We start from the raw sequence: 17,385 nt of genomic DNA, 5'->3' as shown, positions 1-17,385 counted from the left end.
CGAGTCGTTGAAAGGGTTAGTTCAGTCCGACATGCGCAACGTTGTCAAACAGGGTTTCCTCAAGCCCCGCTCCTCCACGGTGAAACCCGGTTCGGACGGTTGGGAAACCGCCGTGCTCCTCGTCGAGCGCTGGCTCGCGACCAAGCAGCGCGTGGACACGCTGTTGGAACAACTTACGCCGGGTCTCCTGCCTCAGGAACGCGCCCGGGCGCAGCATCTTTTCTACGGTGTCGTCCGTTGGGCCGACCGTCTCGACGCCGCCCTGGCCGGGCTGATGGCGCGTGCGCCGCGGACCAAGGTGCGGGCGGTGCTGTTCGTGGCCGGGTTCGAATTGCTGGAGGCCGGCGCCGAGCCGGCGAAAGTCGTCCATCATGCGGTCGAGAAGGCCAAAAAAGTCGCGAGCCTCAAGGAGGCCGGCTTGATCAACGCCGTCGCCCGCAAGCTGGCAGCGCGACTGGCCGAAAAACCGGCGGCCCTCGCCGAAGCCTACGCGCACCCGGCTTGGCTGGTGACCCGCTGGGAAAAACAGTTTGGAGCGGACGCGACGCGGCAACTGCTCGAATGGAACCAGCAGCCGGCGCCGGTCTACGCGCGCTGGCGCGCGACCGACGCGAGCGTGGTGCCGCCGGAATTTCTCACGCCGACGAAATGGGAAACTTATTTCGAGGTTAAGGCCGGCCACTGGGACGAGGTCCGCCAGCTCGCGCAAAAAGGCGCGCTCTATCTTCAGGACCCGTCGACGCGCCTCTGTATCGAGTTGCTCGCGCCAACCGCCAACGAGACGATCCTCGACGCCTGCGCCGCGCCGGGCGGCAAGAGCCTGCTCATCGCCGATGTGATGAAGACCGGCCGCGTGGTCGCGCTGGATTTGCCGGCGGCGGAAGGCGAGCGCGACGTGCGTTTCGAGCGCTTGAAGGAAAACCTGACGCGCGTGCCGGCCGGCGTGGAGGTCGCGCTGATGCCGGGCGATCTGCGGCAGATCGCGCCGAAATTTTTCAAGGAGTTCAACCTGCCGGAAAGCTACGACGCCGTGCTCCTCGACGCGCCGTGCAGCAACACGGGCGTCATGCGCCACCGCATCGACGTGAAGTGGCGGCTGCAGGAAGGCGATTTCGCGAAACACGCCGCGCAGCAGCTCGCGTTGCTCCGCTCCGCGGCGCGCCTCGTGCGCGAGGGTGGCCGGCTCGTCTACTCGACGTGCAGCATCGACCCGGCGGAAAACGAGGAAGTCGTGCAGCAATTCATCAAGCACTCGCGCACGCCCTGGCAACTCGAGCGCCACGTGCTGGCCTATCCGTGGATCGACGGCCACGACGGCGCGGGGGCCTTCCTGCTGCGCAGGAAGTAGTGGTCAGCTATCAGCAATCAGCCAGACAAGCGGCACTCGGGTTATTTGAGCCGGGCACGCATGTCCGGCTCGTGTTGCAGGCCACTATGCTCCGGAGCTGAAAGCTGATCGCTGACAGCTGAAGGCTGAAGGCTGACCGCTGCCTATGGCACCAACTCGAAGACTGGGATCTCCACGTCGTATTCGCGGGTGCCGGTCAGGAAAGTGTAGGTGATCTTCGCGGCGCTCTTCACGAGCAGCGCGTAGCGTTCGAAATCCCAGTTGGCCACCGGCTCGCCGTTGATGCGGACGACGAGGTCGCCTTGTTGCACGCCGAGCGCGGTCGTCGGCGAGTCGGGGATGATCGTCATGACGCGCCAATACGCCGGCGCGCGCGAGAACGACAGGCCGGTGCTGCGGCGCGGCTCCATCTTCACCATGCCATCGGTGTCGCGCGTGAACGTCGCGTAGTTGCGGCGTTGATCGAAGGTGATCGCGAAGTGCTTCAGCAACTCGCCGCCGACGGCTGAGAGCTGGTCGGTGAGGTCGACGACGGGTTGTTCGACGACGTGCGCGCCGAGCCAGAGGTTTTGCGCGACGCGTCCGACTTGCTGCGCGCGGTCGCCGGCGAGGGAAGAAACGACGGTGCCGGGGCGCGGACCGGCGGCGAAGCGCGGGTGCAGGCCGGCGGGGTTGAGGTTGAGCGCGCCGTCGCTGCCCGTGTCGACGAGAACCACGAACGACTCGTTGCCGAGCTGCACGGGAATGAGCGGCGTGCTTTGCTCGTTGTTGAAGGCGATGGTCGACGTGCGGCCGCGGTTGATCGGCGGCACCGGCGTCAGCGGTTGCGGGGCGACGACGAGGCGCGAATTCGGATAATCGAGGGTGAGCAACGTGTCGCGGAAGACCGGGAAGCCAATCAGGCCGTCGATGGTGAGACCGAGGTGCGCGGAGAGCTCCGCGAAGTCGTAGACGAGCGCCGGCACGCGCTCGAACACCGCGTCGCCGAATTGCAGGCGCTTCAGCGAGACCGCTTCGAGCGTGACCTCGCCGCCGTTGGCCGAACGAACGCGCACGCTGCGCTTGGTGGCGTCGCGGTCCTTATGGCCGATGGCCTTGGCGAGCGGCGCGGAGACGAGCGTGGCGGTGGAGCCGGTGTCGACGAGGAAGCGGCGCGTCGTGCCGTCGGCCTGCACGGCTTCGACGAGGAAGAAATTTGAGACAATGCGCGCCGGCAGCGTCGAGGGCTTCGTCGCGACGACGGTCTTGCCGGGGCGGCCGAACGGCAGGCTCGCGCAACCCGCCGCGACCAGCAGCCAAACGGCGGCGAGCAGCGGGAACAGGAAAGTGCGCAAGGCGGTTTTCATTTGTGCGGTTGCGGCAGTGCGAGGCCGAGCGCGAAGGGCACGACGAGCAGCGCGCCGGCGAGCGCGAAGGTCGCGGTGCCGCCGACTTGGAAGAACAACACGCCGGCCACAGCCGGGCTGCACGCGCGCGCGAGGAAACCGAGCGAGCGGAAGATGCCGGTGACCTTGCCTTGCTCCTCCGCCGAGGCGTAGAGCGAGATGAGCGACGAGAGGCCGACGTTGGCGAAGCCGGAGCCGACCGAGCAGAAGGTCAGCGCGACATACATCAGCGGCACCGAGTGCAGCAGGCCGACGGTGAGACCGAGACCGACCATGCCGATCGCGACGAAGGCGATGCCCAGGACTGCGGCGCGTTTTTCGCCCATGCGCGGCACGAGCCGGCGGACGAGGAAGCCCTGCGTGAGGATCGAGACGACGCCATTGTAGACGAACACGCTGACAAGGTCGCGCGGCGAGTAGTGGAACGCGTCCGCAGCGAAGAACGTGATGAGCGTCTCGAAGAAGCTGAAGCCGAACGTGAGCAAGAAGCCCACGACGTTGGTGCGGCGGATCGCGGCGTCGGGCAGCGTCAGCAGCGCGCGCAGCGGATTGCGCTCGCGCAGCGTGGCGCCGGCGCCGCGTTTGTCCTCGGGCAACGTCTCGCGGAAACGCGCGGCGATCCACAGCAGGTTCACGAGACACATGCCGAGCGCGATGAGCGCCGGGACGCTAAAAGGATGGATGCCCCACGCGGCGAGGCTCGGATGCGCGGTCAGGAGATTGAAGCCCGACGTGAGTCCGCCGATCGCGGGGCCGGTCAGGAAGCCCAGGCCGAACGCCGCGCCGACGATACCCATGCCCTTGGCGCGATTTTCGCGCGTGGTGACGTCGGCGACCGACGCGATCGCGACGGCGAGGTTGCCGCCCATGATGCCGGCCAGCACGCGGCCGACGAGGAAGACGACGAACGAGCCGCTGAACACGAGCAACAGGTAGCTCAGGGCGTTGCCCGCCACGGTGAGCAGCAGCACGGGACGCCGGCCGACGCGGTCAGAGCGCGCGCCCCACACGGGCGAGAACAGGAACTGCATGAACGCGTAGACCGAGCCGAGCAGGCCGCCGAACAGCGCGGCGACGGCGACCTCGGGCACATGGGAGTTGTGCGCGAACGATTGCAGCTGCGCGAACAGCGTGGCGAACAGGCCGCCCTGCGGCTCGTGCGCGATGTAGTAGCGGAGCAGTTCCGGCCCGAGCGGGAAGAAAATCGAGAAGCCGATCAGGTCGATGTAGAGCGTCAGGAAGATGACGCCGAGCGAGAGCGGCTTGGGAGCGGTGGACGGAGTGGACACGGGAAGCGGCACGTTGGCGAAAAGACGTCGCCGCGCAAAGCCCGTTTCGCGTCCTCGCGAGGATTGCGGCGCGGCGGGGTGAGATCCCCACGGTTTCCGCCGGCGCGTGGATTCGGAGGGCGAATCCGTCAGGATTTCGCGGAGTGCGCCGCGGTCACCGCGCGAGATGTTTCTTCAGCTCGGCGATGAGCGCGGAGATCTCGAACGGCTTTTGGAGAAACGCGACGGCGCCGAGTTGCGCGCAGCGCTTGGCGGTGTCGATGGCGCTGTAGCCGGAGATGAGAATCACTTTTTGCTGGCCGCCCTGCATGCGCAGACGACGGAGCGTCTCTTCGCCGGACAGGCCGGGCATCGTGAGATCCAGTAGGATCAAATCGATCGCGCGCGTGTGTTCACGACAGAGGCGCAAGGCAGTCTCGCCGTCGGGAGCCTCGAGCGCTTCCAGTCCGGCCATCTGCAGCGCGAGCAAGGTCATGTCGCGCACGTGCATCTCGTCGTCGACCACCAGCACCGTGCCGCGCAACTCCGGCCGGTTGGCGGCGCCCGGTGTTCCCGCGGTCGGACCATGGGACGCATGGGCCTTGGCGCCCGCTGGCGCGGCGGGAAGCAGAAGGCGGAAAGTCGAGCCGACGCCCGGTTCCGATTCGACGAACAGGGCGCCGTGATGGCTGCGAACGATGCCGAGCACGGCGGAGAGACCGAGACCGCGGCCGGAAAATTTGGTGCTGAAAAAAGGCTCGAAGATGCGCGCGAGCATTTCGGCCGGCATGCCGACGCCGGTGTCCGTGACCTCGAGCCCGACGTAGAGGCCGCCGGGCAAGTCGGGTCGCTCGACCGCGCCGCGCAGTTGCAGACGGGTCATCTCGGTGGCGAAGGTGCGGAGCGTGACCAGGCCGGATCCTTCGACGATGGACTCCGCGGCATTCATCACGAGGTTCATGACGATTTGCCGGAGTTGCGTGGCGTCGGCTTGGACGGCGGGCAGCGCGCTGTGCAGCCGGAGGTCGAGGCGCGCGCTCTTGGGCAGCGAGACTTGGAGCAGGCCCGTGGTGTCGCGGACGAGTTCGGAGAGGTTGACGCGACTGGTGGTCAGCGGGCTCTTGCCGGCGTAGGCGAGCATCTGGCCGCAGAGGTCGGCGGCGCGGCGCGAGGCTTTCTCGATTTGTTGCAACTGGGCGTGAACCGGGTGGGAGGCGGAGAGGGATTGGCGCGCGAGGGAGGCGTTGCCGAGGATGGCGGTGAGGAGATTGTTGAAATCGTGGGCGATGCCACCGGCGAGCACGCCGAGGCTCTCGAGCTTTTGCGTCTCCACCATCTGGCGGTCGAACTCGCGGGTGCGCGATTCGGCCTCCTTGCGCGCGGTGGCGTCGACCTTGAGGCCTTCCAGCGCGATGGCACGGCCACCGGCGTCGTAGACGACGTGGCCGCGCTCCCAGAGGTGGCGCTCGCTGCCGTCGGCGTGGCGCACGCGGTATTCGAGTTCGAAGGTGCTTTGTTTCGCGATGGCTTCGTTGATGCGCCGTTCGCACTCGGCGAGATCCTCGGCGCGCAGCCGATCAGCCCAGCGGACCCGGTTGCTGACGAAGTCATCGGCGGTGAAGCCGCACAGGTCGACGATGCCCTCGCTGACGAACTCGACCGCGAAGGGCGAGGCGGGTGCGCAGCGGTAGGCCGCGCCGGGCATGTCGGACAAAATGGACGCGAGCCGGCGGCGGCTTTCGAGGAGTTCGGCGGTGCGCTCCTCGACCTCGCGTTCGATGCGCGCGGTGCGCGAGAGTAGGCCGAGGGCGACGAGGGCGGCGAGGGCGACGAAGCCGAGCTCCACGGCGAGCACCATCCACGGAATGAGGGTGCGCTGGCGGGTCTCCCAGACCGGATTGGGCGCGACGACGATGCGCCATTTGCGGCCGCCGACGTCGAAGGTCTCGCTCATCGCATCGGCGGGATTGGTCGGGAATACCGGGGCCTCGATGACGGACGCGGCGGCATCGCGGCTGCCGCTGTATTCGCGGCCGTTGATGCGGGCGTAGAGCAGCCTCAGGTGATCGAATTGTGCGCTGTCGTCGTAGTAGGCGAAGTCGAGCGCGTCGTCGGGGTTTTCCGCATGCACTTGTTTGAGCAGCGAATCGACCGAGAAGATCGCTTGGATGAATCCGGCAAAGCCGTCGGGGGCCGCGCCCGGAATGTCGGCGTGAAAGACTGGCGTGATGAAGATGACGCCGGAGCCGCGGTCGGTGGCGGTGGTGCGGATCAGGCGCACTTGCGGGCTGATCTGCATGTGTCGCGTGGCGCGCGCGGCGTCGAGGATCGGCCGGGTCACGATGCTGGCGTGCAGATCGAAGCCGAGCGAAGGCTCGTTGCCGGCCAGCGGCTCGACCCAGGTGATGGGCCAGTATTCGTCGCGGTCGCGCGCGGGGATGGCGGCGCTGCCGAGCTGCGTCGGCACGTCTCGCTCCCAGATATGGAAGCCCGGCGCGCCACCGTCGGCGATGCGAGTGGCCTCGAATGCCGGGCGACGTTTGCGGGTGACGCGCGGCGCCCATTGGAACGCGCGCGCGGCGGGCAGGCGTTCGAGCAGCGGGCGCGTGTAGTCGGAGAACTCCTTCAGCGAGACGTCGTCGGAGTGTTCGAAATACGCCCGCAGTCCGCGGACGACTTCCTGGTGCAGGAGCAGCCGCTCGCGAGCGAGCCGCATGTGCACCGAGGAGCGCCGCTGGAACGTCGCCTCGATGCGACGCTGCTCCGTTTGCCGGACAAATCCCCAGCCGGCGAACGAGAGCGCCGCGCCGACGATGACGAGGGCAGCGACGATCTCGCGGCGGCGGGCCACGAGGGCCGAGGGAGCGGCCGGAATTTCCATCAAGCGCGATAGGGCAACGGGAAGTTGCCCGTGAGGGCAACGACCTTCGCCTTCACGTCGGCCAGCGCCGCGGCTTCCTGCTCCGTGCCGATGGCGACGAGCACCTGGTCGATCAACGCGGCGACCTGCTGGAACTCGGCTTCCTTGAAGCCGCGCGTCGTCATGGCCGGCGACCCGAGGCGGATGCCGGAGGCCTGGAAGGGCGAGCGCGTCTCGAACGGCACGGTGTTCTTGTTGCAGGTGATGTTGGCGCGATCGAGCGTCTCCTGCGCGACCTTGCCGGTGAGGTTCGGAAGCTTGGCGCGGAGGTCGACGAGCATGAGGTGGTTGTCGGTGCCGCCGGAGACGATCTTGTAGCCGCGTGCGACCATCGCCTCGGCGAGGGCGGCGGCGTTCTTCACGACCTGTTGCGAATAGGTTTTGAACTCGGGCTTCAGCGCTTCGCCGAAGCACACGGCCTTGGCGGCGATGACGTGCATGAGCGGGCCGCCTTGCGTGCCGGGGAACACGGCGGAATCGATCGCCTTCGCGTGGGCCGCCTTGCAGAGGATGAGGCCGCCGCGCGGGCCGCGGAGGGTTTTGTGCGTCGTGGTGGTGACGAAATCGGCATGCGGCACCGGCGACGGATGCACGCCCGAGGCGACGAGGCCGGCGATGTGCGCGATGTCGGCGAAGAGATACGCGCCGACCGAGCGCGCGATCTCGCCCATGCGGGCGAAGTCGATGACGCGCGAGTAGGCGCTGGCGCCGACGGTGATCATCTTGGGCTTCTCGCGCTGGGCGACGGCGGCGAGCTCGTCGTAGTCGATCAGGCCGTTGTCCTCGCGGACGCCGTATTGGCAGAAGTTGTAGAGTTTGCCGGAGAAGTTCGCCGGGTTGCCGTGCGTGAGGTGGCCGCCGTGGCTGAGATTCATGCCGAGGAGCTTGTCGCCCGGCTGGAGGACGGCGGCGTAGACGGCGGTGTTGGCTTGCGCGCCGGAGTGCGGCTGGACGTTGGCGTGCTCGGCGCCGAAGAGTTGCTTCGCGCGCTCGATGGCGAGCGTCTCGACTTGGTCGACGTATTCGCAGCCGCCATACCAGCGCTTGGCCGGGTAACCTTCGGCGTATTTGTTCGTGAGCACGCTGCCCTGCGCCTCCATGGCGGCGGGGTAGGTGAAGTTTTCCGAAGCGATCAGCTCGATGTGATGCTGCTGGCGCGAGAGCTCGCCGACGATGGCGGCGTGCAGGGCGGGATCGAGCTGGGCGAGGGGAGCGGAGTTGAGCGACATGTGGAAAATCAGGAGACGGGCACGAGAGTCTTCAGCTGCGCGACGATGCTGGGGATGGCCTCAACCATCTCGTCGCGGCTCGCTTCGTAGAGCTTGAGCGGACCGCCGAAGGGATCGGCGATCTCGCGGCTGGCGCCGTCGGGGAGAAAATCGCGGAACAGATGCAGGCGCTCGGGCACGGGCGAAGCCTGCAGCTCGATCAGGCTGCGATGCGACTCGGTCATGCACAGCACGAGCAGCGCGGTGTTGAGCATGTCCTGGGTCAGTGGCCGCGCGCGATGCGCCGCGATGTCGATGCCGACCTTCTTGAGCGCGACGACGGAGTTGTCCGAAACGTATTCGCCGGGACGCGCGGCGACACCGGCGGAGACCACTTTGAGGTTCTTCAGCGGGCCATTCTCGGCGGCGAGGGCGTGAGAGAGCAGGCCTTCGGCCATGGGGCTGCGGCAGATGTTTGCCGTGCAGACAACGATGATGGGGCCCGGAGCTGGCATGAAATGACCGCCAACGGGTAAGCACTAACCTGCGCGCTGCAAGCCAAAGGGCGGGCGCGTCGCGTCACCGGCTCCGGCTGAGTCGAGCGATGGGCGCGTTGAGAAGCCGTGCGCCGCGCTCAGCTGCGTTTCAGCGCCGCGAGCGCGCGGTGCAGATGCACGGCGCGTTGGAGGACGCGGTCGGTCAGAACCGGGGCCTTTTCCGGGGCGGGCTTGGCGAGATCGGGCTCGGCGGGGGGCGCGGCGTTGGGGTTGCCGTGCTCGAATTCCTTCACGAGCGAGGCTTCGTCGAAGCGCTCCTTTTCGATTTTTCCCGTGATGAGCGCTTCGAGCGTCATCCCGCCGTCGAAGGCGTCGTAGGCGCGACGATCGGCGTCGGCGGTTTGGGCGACGACGACGGTGGGCACGGGGAGGGATTCCGCGACGCCGAGCGTCACCGCGGGCGTCTTGAGCAAGACGGGCGTGAGCGCGGCCGGAGTTTGCGGAGAGACAAGCACGAGCAGCGGCGCGCCGCCGGAGCGGCGGGCGAGAACGCCGCCGAACGCGGTCGCGTCGTCGTCGCTCGCGGTCGTGTAGCGCAGGTCGACGACGAGGGCGGTGCCGCGGGGCAGCGTGCGGGCGAGCAAATCCTGCGCGTCGGCGACGCGGTGCACGCGGAGGTAGCCCAGGCCTTCGCCGAGGTCGTGCAGCTCGGAGGCGATCGCGGCCGATGTGTCTGCGGACGCCGAGGGCGCGGCATCGGCTGCGAAGATGGGTGCAGGCAGCGTGAGGGCGCAGAGCGCGGCGAGGAGCGAGAGGGATTTCATCGGCGGTTGAGCTGGCGGGCGCCGATGTCGCGGCGGAAATATTTCGAGGCGCACTGGAGCGCGTCGCACGCGGCGTAGGCGCGGTCGGCGGCTTCGCGCAGCGTGGAGGCGAGCGCGGTCACGCCGAGGACGCGACCGCCATTCGTGACGATTTCGCCGGCGGTGTTTTTCGCCGTGCCGGCGTGGAAGATCGTCGTGCCGGGCGGAAGCGCGGCGGGGAAGGTGATGACGTCGCCCTTGGGAAATTTGTCCGGATAACCTTTCGCGGCGACGACGACGCAGAGCGCGGCTTCGGGGCGGACTTCGAGAGTGGTGCCGGCGAGCTGGCCGGTGGCGGCGCGCCAGAGCAACGCGAGCAGGTCGGTCCTCAGACGCGGGAGCACGACCTGCGTCTCGGGGTCGCCGAAGCGCGTGTTGTATTCGAGGACACTCGGGCCGCTCGCGGTGAGCATGATGCCGATGAAGAGCGTGCCGCGGAAATCGATGCCTTCGCTCGCGATCGCGTCGACGGAGGGCTTCACGATTTCGCGGTCGATGCGCGCGAGCAGGTCGGGCGTGACGACTTCGGCCGGCGAGTAGGTGCCCATGCCGCCGGTGTTCGGGCCGGTGTCGCCGTCGCCGACGCGTTTGTGATCCTGCGAGACGGGAAGGATGACGTAATCGCGACCGGAGACGACGACGAGGATCGAGGTCTCGTCGCCGAACATGCAGTCCTCGACGAGAATCTGGCTGCCGGCGGAGCCGAATTTGTTGCCGGCGAGCATGTCGTGCACGGCGGCCTCGGCTTCGGCGAGTGTTTGCGCGACGACGACGCCTTTGCCGGCTGCGAGGCCGTCGGCCTTGATCACGATCGGCGCGCCGCGTTGGCGGATGTAGTCGAGTGCGGGCGCGACTTCCGTGAAGATGCCGGCGGCGGCGGTCGGGATGCCGTATTTCAGCAGGATCTGTTTCGTGAAAACCTTCGAGGCTTCGAGGCGCGCGCCGTCGGCCTTGGGGCCGTAGGCGGGAATGCCGGCCTTGATCAGCGCGTCGACTAGCCCGAGCGAGAGCGGCACTTCGGGGCCGACGACGACGAACTCGATGCGCTCGCGCTGCGCGAGTTCGACGAGGCCGGCGATGTCGTCGGCGGCGATGGGGAAGCACGCGACGTCCTGCGCGATGCCGGCGTTGCCCGGAGCGCAAATCACGCGCGGCTTAGCCGGCGAGGCGAGCAGCGAGCGCACGAGCGTGTGTTCACGCCCGCCGGAACCGATGACGAGGACGGAGGTGGGAAGTTTCGCGGAAGCCACAGGTGGAGAACAGATGGGCACGGATGCCGGGCCGCGTCCAGCCCGCGGATGCGCATGACGCGGCGTCCCGACGCGGATTTTTTGTCCGCTTTTGCGCCGACGCGCGGTTAGAGAGTGAAGCCGCATGTCGAACGATGCCGAACTCCTCCGAACTTACGTGCAGCGCCGGGACGAGGGCGCGTTCACCGAACTGGTGCGCCGGCATGTCGACGTGGTGTATGCCGCCGCGTTGCGGCGCGCCAATGGGCGGGCGCATCTTGCGGAGGACATCACACAGCGCGTCTTCTGCGATCTCGCCCGCAAGGCCGCGCTCCTGGCGCATCATCCCGTGCTGATCGGCTGGTTGCATCGCAGCACGCGCTACGCGGCGATCGATGCGCTGCGCGCCGAAATGCGACGCGAGAAAATCGCCCGCGAACTCACCGCCATGACCGACTCATCGTCCGACGCCGAAATCACGGTGCCGTGGGAGCAGTTGCGTCCCGTGCTCGATGCGGCGCTCGACGAGCTTTCCGCGCGCGATCGCGAGCTCGTGTTGCTGCGCTATTTTTCCGGGCTGACGTTCGCCGACGCGGGCGCGCGGTTCGGCTTGCGCGAGGATGCGGCGCGGCGGCGCACGGAGCGCGCGCTCGACAAATTGCGCGGTCTTCTCGCGCGGCGCGGCGTCACGTCGACGACGGCGGCGCTGGGCGTGTTGCTGGCGAATCAGCCGCTCGTGGCGGCGCCGGCGGGTGTGGCCGCGAGCGTGTCGGCGGCGGCGGTGGCCGCGGCGCCGACCGGCGCGGCGGCGGCCGTGGCGACGTTTTTTCTTATGAACAAGACTGCTGCTGTCGCGCTGAGCGCGCTGGTTGCCGTGGGTCTCACGACTGTGGTGTGGACCTCCGTGGCCCGGGATCGTGGTCCGGAACTGGAATCGCTCCGCGCGGAAAACGCGAAGCTCACGCGCGCCAACGCGGCGGGAGCGCCGTCGAGCGAAGTCGCGGCGATCGCCAACGAATACGCGACGACGGCGACCGCGATTTCGCGGGCCATGGAGCGACGGCAGGCGAACCGAACCGGTGCGGCGGCGTCCGCGAAACCCGACGCGGCCTCCGCGGGCGAAGTCACGGCGCGCGGGCACCGCAATCACGGCACGGCGACGGCGCACGATGCGGCGCTGACGTTCGGTTGGGCGACGGATATCTGCGATCCGGATGAGCTGGCGAAGCTGGTCTATTTCGACGCGAAGGCGCGAGAGGCCGCGGTCGCGGTGCTCGCGGGAATGCCGGAGGAGATTCGCGCGCAGTATCCGACGCCGGAGAAGCTCTACGGGATGTTGCTGGCGGCGTCATGTCTCGAGGCTCCGCCGCCCTCGGCGGAGATGATGGAGCGGATGATGAAGGTCGTGGAAATCGCTCCGGGCCGCGCGGCGTCGCGGCGCGTGGGCTCGGACCGGAATTATCACGAGTATCAGCTCACCGAAACGGGTTGGAAATACGTATTGCCCGAGGGCGGTGTGAAAGGTCTCCCCGGCATCCTGAACAGCGGGACGCTGGCGCGGTTGAACAAAACGGCGGCGACGTCGCCCTGAGTCATGAAGATTTTCAAATGGATCATCGGTGCGGCCGTTGTGGCGGCAGTGCTCACGACGGGAGGGCTGACCTATCGCCAGAGACAACAGGACGGCGAAATCCGTCGTCTGCGCAGCGAGAACAACCGTTTGCGCGGCGAGGCTTACCGGCGGCAGGCGAGTGCTGCGGTGCCCGTCGCGTCAACGGGGAGCGAGACGGCTCGCACCTCCCGCGCGAAACCGGCCGAGGTGGTGACGCGGAAGGTCGAGGAGTATCGCAACGAAGGTCGCGCGACCGCACGGGCGACGCTGCAGACGCTCGCGTGGAGCTGCGACCGTGCTGACTTGGAGGCGTTGAAGAGCCTGGTGCAATCGGAGCCGGACGCGCGGGCGAAGGCGGAGGCGTTCTACGCGAGCTTGCCGGCGGAGGGGCGCGGCCAATGGAAGTCGGCGGACGAGATGGTGGCGTCGTTCGTGATGCTGGCGGCGCAGATGAGTCCGTTTCCGAGCGCCGATGTGCTCGACGCTGCGGCGATGGAATCGGCTGGCGAGGAGCGGATGATGTTGCGAGTGCCCGGCACCAACAAGGATCGCTTGGCGTTTCAGCGCGGCGCGGACGGGAACTGGAGCTGCGTGATCGACGTGCGAAGGATGGATAGGCTCCTGGCGATGGCGAAGGAATTGGCGACGTCGGCTCGTTGAGCCGGCGGCGCATTCAGCATAAGGACGCCGGCCGGGCTGGGGAGCCCGGCCGGCTTGCGCGTCTTGCGTGGTGGGCACCGGCGTTCCCGCCGACGCGTGTCGCCGCCGCCGACCGGTTGCTCAGAGCACCTGCAGCGTCTTGCGGTAGAAGCGGAGGACTTCGTCGGGGTCTTCGGAGAAGAGGACGTAGTCCTTCATCCACGCGGGCGCGCGTTTCTCGCGGATCATCAGGTTGACCTGTTTCTCGAGATCCTTCCAGAAGCCGGAGCCGAAGAACACGTAGGGCGTGCGCGGGCGGATGCCGAGCTTGAGGTTGCAGAGCTCGATGCCGATTTCTTCGAGCGTGCCGACGCCGCCGACGTTGAAGATGCAAAAGTCGGCGACTTCGAACCACTTTTGGCGGAAGTGCCGCGACGTTTCCTGGAACGTGTTGAAGAAGTCCACGCCGAGCTCGGGCGGCTGCGCCTCGAGTTCGAGGAAGCACGCGCCGGTGAGCGCGCCTTTCGCGCGGGCGGTCTCGGTGGCGAGGCGCATGACGCCGCCGCCGCCGCCGGTGAGCACGCCGATGTTCGGGCCGATGAAGCCGCTGAGTTTCTCGACGAGCGAGGAGATGCGCGCGGTGTCGTCGGCGTCGAGCTGCACGGCGGAGCCGTAGAACGCGAGGATGGGGCTCTCCTGGAATTTCTTCGCCATCTCCTCACGCACGAAGAAGCCGTGGCCCTTCTTGTAGGTGTGGAGGTAGAGGTCGTTGGTCATCTCGTCGTGCCAGTAGACGGGGATGCCGAGCGAGTTGAAGGTATCGAGGCGCGCGTGCGCGTTCGAGGAAAGGAAGTAGCCGTGCGTGCGCGAGGCGCGGCGGAAGATGACACGCTTGAGCTTCACGTCGCCGAGGCGCGTGATGAGCTCCATGTGCTCGAGCAGGTCTGGGAAGTAGTCGGCGATGAGCGTGTCGGCGTCGGCGGGAGCGCTGTCGAGCGCCTCGATGAGGGTGTTGGCGCCGAGGGGGCAGGAGCCGGCTTCGAGGAGTTTCTTGAGGTCCTCGTCGTTCGCGCGGACGACGACGGCGCGGTTGGCCATCGTGGCGCTCTGGCCGCGGACGGTGATCTTGGTTTTCGGTTTCGCGCCGCCGGAGTCGACAGCCGGATACTCGTCGAGGCACTTGTAGAGCGTCGAGACGGTGGAGAGCAGGCGCGTGCGGCGTTTGGCGAGCGACTTGAACTCGGTGTCCTCGGACGGCGGCGAGCGGAAGACCTCGACGGAGACCATGGGGTTCACGACGGGTTGATCGCCCTTGTTGTAGATTTCCAACATGACGTTCGTGCCGAACGTCTTCACGGGATCGAGCAGCACGGCGCTGGTGTGGAGGCCGAAGTTGCCCTCGCCGGGGCTGAGCACGACGAAGTGCTCTTTCAAATAGAGCGAGCAGCTCGTGAGGATGCCGGCGCGCGGCGGGATGGTGAGCGGCGAGGCGTCGTGACGGATCTGGACCTTGTCGATGAAGCTGCGGCCAGCGTAGCCGGAGACGATGTGCTCGAAGTTCAGGCGCGTGAGGCGCGGGCTGAGCGTGTAGCTGACGGCGTGGGGCGTGAAGAACACGCGGCCCTGCGAGTCGATGGAGATGGTGTTCGGGAGCTTGAGCTGGTTGGCCTGCACGGCGTCCCAGATTTCCTTGGTCGAGAGCTTGGCGGCGACGGGCGCGAAGAAGAGGCGGCCGGCGGGCACGCCGGGGCGCAGGAGTTTCTTCCAGTAGGGCGCATTCGGGAAACTCTGGTCGTAGAGCGAGCAGACGACGTCGAGGACCAGACGGTGGCCGTCGACGCTGGGCGCGCCCTGCGCGATCATCTCGATGCCGATGCGCGCGAGCGACGAGCGCTCGGTGAACCGCAGGTCGGCGAGGTGCGCCTTGAGGAACTCCATCTCGGAGGGATTGCGCGGCCAGAAGGCGAGAGTGAGGCTGACGGAGTCGGCGCCGTTCTTGGTCTTGACGGTCAAAATCTGGCCATCGGTGCTGTGCCAGAATTGGTTTTCGTTCATGGGATTGGCGAGGGTGGGCAAGGGCGCGGCGAGTGACAAGCCCGTGATGTTCACAGCTCCGGTGTCGGGCGCGGCCCGAGGGAAAATGGCCGCCAAAGGGGTTGATTTTTGGCGAGCGGCCCCGCAAGTTCGCTCTTTTAACGGCACAAAGAACCCGGGCCGTTTTCCAACCGGGGCCTCATCCCTCAATGAAATTCACGTCCAAACTCAGCGCAGGCATCGCCTCCCTCGGCCTGCTCGTCGCCGCGACTGCCCAAGCGCAGAACCCGGTCAAATTCGAACTCCCGCAGGTCGGCAGCGGCGCGCAGGCGCCCGCCGCTCAGACGGCCCCGGCCAATGCGGCCGCTCCCGCCGCCGCTCCGGCTGCTCCCGCGGTGACCTACACCGAAGCGCAGATCATGGAGGCTTATGGCTGGATGCTCGCGGCGCGCGGCAACTTCGCCGGCTACGAGTTCACGCCCGCCCAGATCGACGCGATGGCCAAGGGCATGACCGAGGCCGCGCAGGGCAAGGACCTCACTTACGACGGCAAGCAGATGGGCGAGCAGCTCCAGGCTTTCCTCGCGAAGAAGCAGCAGGCTCTCCTCGAGAAGATTCGCGTCGCGAACCTCGCCAACACCGCCGAGTTCTTCACCAAGCTGAAGGAAAACAAGGCCGTGAAGGAACTCGCGAACAGCAACGGCCTCCGCTACGAAGTCCTCAAGGAGGGCAAGGGCCAGATCGCGAAGGAAGGTCAGCTCGCCAAGATCCACCTCATCGGCGCGTTCACCAACGGCCAGGTCTTCGAGTCCACGCTCCAGCAGCAACAGCAGGGCGGCGGCATTCCGGAGCCGGTCGACGTGCTCGTGAAGTCCGGCACCAATGCGCCCGAGGGCCTCATCCTCGCGCTCAAGAACATGCCGGTCGGCGCGAAGTGGCGCCTCTACGTCCCGCCGCACCTCGCCTACGGCGACACCGGCGCTCCCGGCATCCCGCCGGCCGCGACGCTCCTCTTCGAAGTCGAAGTGTTCGGCGTGGCCGACGCCCCGGCCGAGCAGCCCGCGGCGAAGTAAGCGCGAGCGACAGCCCGACGAAATTTCAGAATCACCAACGCGCTCCCGACCGGGAGCGCGTTTTTGTTTTCGGTCCGCCGAACACGTCTGCTTCGGAGGGCCCGCGTCCCCGCGGGCCGGAAATCGGTTCGCACCGATGATCCGCGGAGGGCGAGGCTGATCGCCGCCGCGTTGCGAACGCCTCCACCGCCCCGCGCTCAGCTTTGTGCGACCGTCGCCGCGAAATCCGCGGCGAAGCGATCCACGGTTTCCGGCGCCGTCGCCCACGAGCACATGAGGCGGTAGCCGTTCTCGCCGATGAAGCGGTAGAATTGCCAGCCGCGCGCCGCGAGCGCGTCGGCCTGTGCGGAGGTCAGCTCGACGAACACGCCGTTTACCTCCGGCTCGACGACGAGCTTGCCGCCGGCGGCGATGAGCGCGCGGGCGAGGCGTTGCGCCATGGCGTTGGCGTGCGCGGCGTGCTTAAGCCAGGCGCCGCCTTCGAGCATGCCGCACCATTGCGCGGCGGCGAAGCGCTGCTTCGAGGCGAGCTGCGCGCCCTGCTTCACGCGATACTCGAACTCGCGCGCGTGCTCGCGATTGAAGAACACGACGGCCTCGGTGGTGTTCATGCCGTTCTTCGTGCCGCCGAAGCTGAGCACGTCGACGCCGGCGCGCCACGTGAAGTCGGCGGGCGCGATGCCGCGCGGCGCGAGCGCGGCGGCGACGTTGGCGAAGCGCGCGCCGTCCATGTGCACGCCGAGCCCGTGCGCGTGCGCGAGGTCGGCGACAGCGCGAACCTCGTCGGGTTGATAAAGGGTGCCCCACTCGGTGGCCTGCGTGAGTGAGAGTGCGCCGGGTTTCGGATAATGCACGCCGTGTCCGCGCGAGAAGACGGGTTCGATGTCGGCGGGGCGCAGTTTGCAGTTCGGACCTTTGACGGTGATGACCTTGCCGCCGCCGAGGAAGAATTCCGGCGCGCTGCATTCGTCGGTGTCGACGTGGGAGAATTCGTGGCAGATGACGCTGTGATAGCTGCGGCAGAATTGCGCGAGCGCGAGCGAGTTGGCGGCGGTGCCGTTGAAGACGAAGAACACTTCGCAGTCCGTCGCGAAGACGTCGCGGATGAGCTGCTTGGCGCGAGCGGTCCACGGATCGTTGCCGTAGGAGGGAACCGTGCCGGCGTTGGCGGCGGTGAGGGCGGCGAGCGCTTCGGGCGCGATGCCGGCGGTGTTGTCGCTCGCGAAAGTGTAGTCGGGCGGGACGGACGCGGACATGGTGCGCGGAGGTTTGGCGAAACGCCGCGGGTTGCCGAGAGAGAAGTGCCGGC

Annotated in this window: 13 protein-coding genes; 4 read left to right on the top strand and 9 right to left on the bottom strand. The window is 67.5% G+C overall.

Annotation, left to right across the window (positions count from 1 at the left end; translation table 11 throughout):
- The first annotated feature begins 31 nt into the window (after positions 1-31).
- A complete protein-coding gene (locus tag HZA32_19145; protein MBI5426195.1) occupies positions 32-1,348 on the top strand; it encodes an RNA methyltransferase in 1,317 nt (438 codons plus the stop codon).
- A gap of 143 nt (positions 1,349-1,491) precedes the next feature.
- On the opposite strand, the gene HZA32_19140 is transcribed toward HZA32_19145, so the two are convergent.
- The 7 genes from HZA32_19140 to purD form a co-directional block, all read right to left on the bottom strand.
- A complete protein-coding gene (locus HZA32_19140) occupies positions 1,492-2,694 on the bottom strand; it encodes an aspartyl protease family protein (protein MBI5426194.1) in 1,203 nt (400 codons plus the stop codon).
- Positions 2,691-4,022 (bottom strand): MFS transporter, encoded by a 1,332-nt coding sequence (locus tag HZA32_19135; protein MBI5426193.1) that lies wholly within the window; start codon positions 4,020-4,022, stop codon positions 2,691-2,693. The genes HZA32_19140 and HZA32_19135 overlap by 4 nt, the downstream gene beginning before the upstream one ends.
- Before the next feature lie 154 nt (positions 4,023-4,176).
- Positions 4,177-6,852 (bottom strand): CHASE domain-containing protein, encoded by a 2,676-nt coding sequence (locus HZA32_19130; protein MBI5426192.1) that lies wholly within the window; start codon positions 6,850-6,852, stop codon positions 4,177-4,179.
- A gap of 29 nt (positions 6,853-6,881) precedes the next feature.
- Positions 6,882-8,150 carry a serine hydroxymethyltransferase gene (locus tag HZA32_19125; GenBank protein MBI5426191.1) on the bottom strand — a complete coding sequence of 423 codons (1,269 nt, stop codon included), beginning with the start codon at positions 8,148-8,150 and terminating at the stop codon, positions 6,882-6,884.
- 8 nt (positions 8,151-8,158) lie between these two features.
- Positions 8,159-8,644: a low molecular weight protein arginine phosphatase gene (locus HZA32_19120; GenBank protein ID MBI5426190.1), complete on the bottom strand. Its 486-nt coding sequence runs from the start codon at positions 8,642-8,644 to the stop codon at positions 8,159-8,161.
- Between the two features lie 119 nt (positions 8,645-8,763).
- The gene (locus tag HZA32_19115) at positions 8,764-9,450 is read right to left on the bottom strand and encodes a hypothetical protein (GenBank protein ID MBI5426189.1); all 687 of its coding nucleotides are present in this window, start codon (positions 9,448-9,450) and stop codon (positions 8,764-8,766) included.
- Complete coding sequence (gene purD / locus HZA32_19110) at positions 9,447-10,865, bottom strand: phosphoribosylamine--glycine ligase (GenBank protein ID MBI5426188.1); 1,419 nt, start codon at positions 10,863-10,865, stop codon at positions 9,447-9,449. The genes HZA32_19115 and purD overlap by 4 nt, the downstream gene beginning before the upstream one ends.
- On the opposite strand from purD, the gene HZA32_19105 reads away from it, so the two are divergent.
- Entirely contained in the window at positions 10,864-12,309 is a 1,446-nt protein-coding gene (locus HZA32_19105; protein MBI5426187.1) for a sigma-70 family RNA polymerase sigma factor, read from the top strand. The genes purD and HZA32_19105 overlap by 2 nt on opposite strands.
- Before the next feature lie 39 nt (positions 12,310-12,348).
- Complete coding sequence (locus HZA32_19100) at positions 12,349-12,990, top strand: hypothetical protein (protein ID MBI5426186.1); 642 nt, start codon at positions 12,349-12,351, stop codon at positions 12,988-12,990.
- 120 nt (positions 12,991-13,110) lie between these two features.
- On the opposite strand, the gene HZA32_19095 is transcribed toward HZA32_19100, so the two are convergent.
- On the bottom strand, positions 13,111-15,024 hold the full coding sequence (locus HZA32_19095) for an LOG family protein (GenBank protein ID MBI5426185.1): 1,914 nt from the start codon (positions 15,022-15,024) through the stop codon (positions 13,111-13,113).
- A 188-nt stretch (positions 15,025-15,212) separates the two neighbouring features.
- Between HZA32_19095 and HZA32_19090 the strand changes: the two genes are divergently transcribed.
- Complete coding sequence (locus tag HZA32_19090) at positions 15,213-16,076, top strand: FKBP-type peptidyl-prolyl cis-trans isomerase (GenBank protein MBI5426184.1); 864 nt, start codon at positions 15,213-15,215, stop codon at positions 16,074-16,076.
- A 197-nt stretch (positions 16,077-16,273) separates the two neighbouring features.
- Here the strand turns inward: HZA32_19090 and HZA32_19085 are convergent, their stop codons facing one another.
- Positions 16,274-17,332, bottom strand: a complete 1,059-nt coding sequence (locus HZA32_19085) for a low specificity L-threonine aldolase (GenBank protein ID MBI5426183.1) — start codon at positions 17,330-17,332, stop codon at positions 16,274-16,276.
- Between the last annotated feature and the right edge of the window lie 53 nt (positions 17,333-17,385).

The sequence above is a fragment of the Opitutia bacterium genome, assembly GCA_016217545.1.
In the GTDB taxonomy this organism is placed as follows: domain Bacteria; phylum Verrucomicrobiota; class Verrucomicrobiia; order Opitutales; family Opitutaceae; genus Didemnitutus.
This window is presented reverse-complemented; position numbering and strand designations above follow the sequence as displayed.

What these genes read in the sequence shown, in the direction of transcription:
- HZA32_19145 (MBI5426195.1), top strand. Translation starts at nt 32, where the DNA reads ATGCGCAACGTTGTCAAACAGGGTTTCCTCAAGCCCCGCTCCTCCACG.
- HZA32_19140 (MBI5426194.1), bottom strand. Translation starts at nt 2,694, where the DNA reads ATGAAAACCGCCTTGCGCACTTTCCTGTTCCCGCTGCTCGCCGCCGTT.
- HZA32_19125 (MBI5426191.1), bottom strand. Translation starts at nt 8,150, where the DNA reads ATGTCGCTCAACTCCGCTCCCCTCGCCCAGCTCGATCCCGCCCTGCAC.
- HZA32_19120 (MBI5426190.1), bottom strand. Translation starts at nt 8,644, where the DNA reads ATGCCAGCTCCGGGCCCCATCATCGTTGTCTGCACGGCAAACATCTGC.
- HZA32_19115 (MBI5426189.1), bottom strand. Translation starts at nt 9,450, where the DNA reads ATGAAATCCCTCTCGCTCCTCGCCGCGCTCTGCGCCCTCACGCTGCCT.
- HZA32_19105 (MBI5426187.1), top strand. Translation starts at nt 10,864, where the DNA reads ATGTCGAACGATGCCGAACTCCTCCGAACTTACGTGCAGCGCCGGGAC.
- purD (MBI5426188.1), bottom strand. Translation starts at nt 10,865, where the DNA reads ATGCGGCTTCACTCTCTAACCGCGCGTCGGCGCAAAAGCGGACAAAAA.
- HZA32_19095 (MBI5426185.1), bottom strand. Translation starts at nt 15,024, where the DNA reads ATGAACGAAAACCAATTCTGGCACAGCACCGATGGCCAGATTTTGACC.
- HZA32_19090 (MBI5426184.1), top strand. Translation starts at nt 15,213, where the DNA reads ATGAAATTCACGTCCAAACTCAGCGCAGGCATCGCCTCCCTCGGCCTG.
- HZA32_19085 (MBI5426183.1), bottom strand. Translation starts at nt 17,332, where the DNA reads ATGTCCGCGTCCGTCCCGCCCGACTACACTTTCGCGAGCGACAACACC.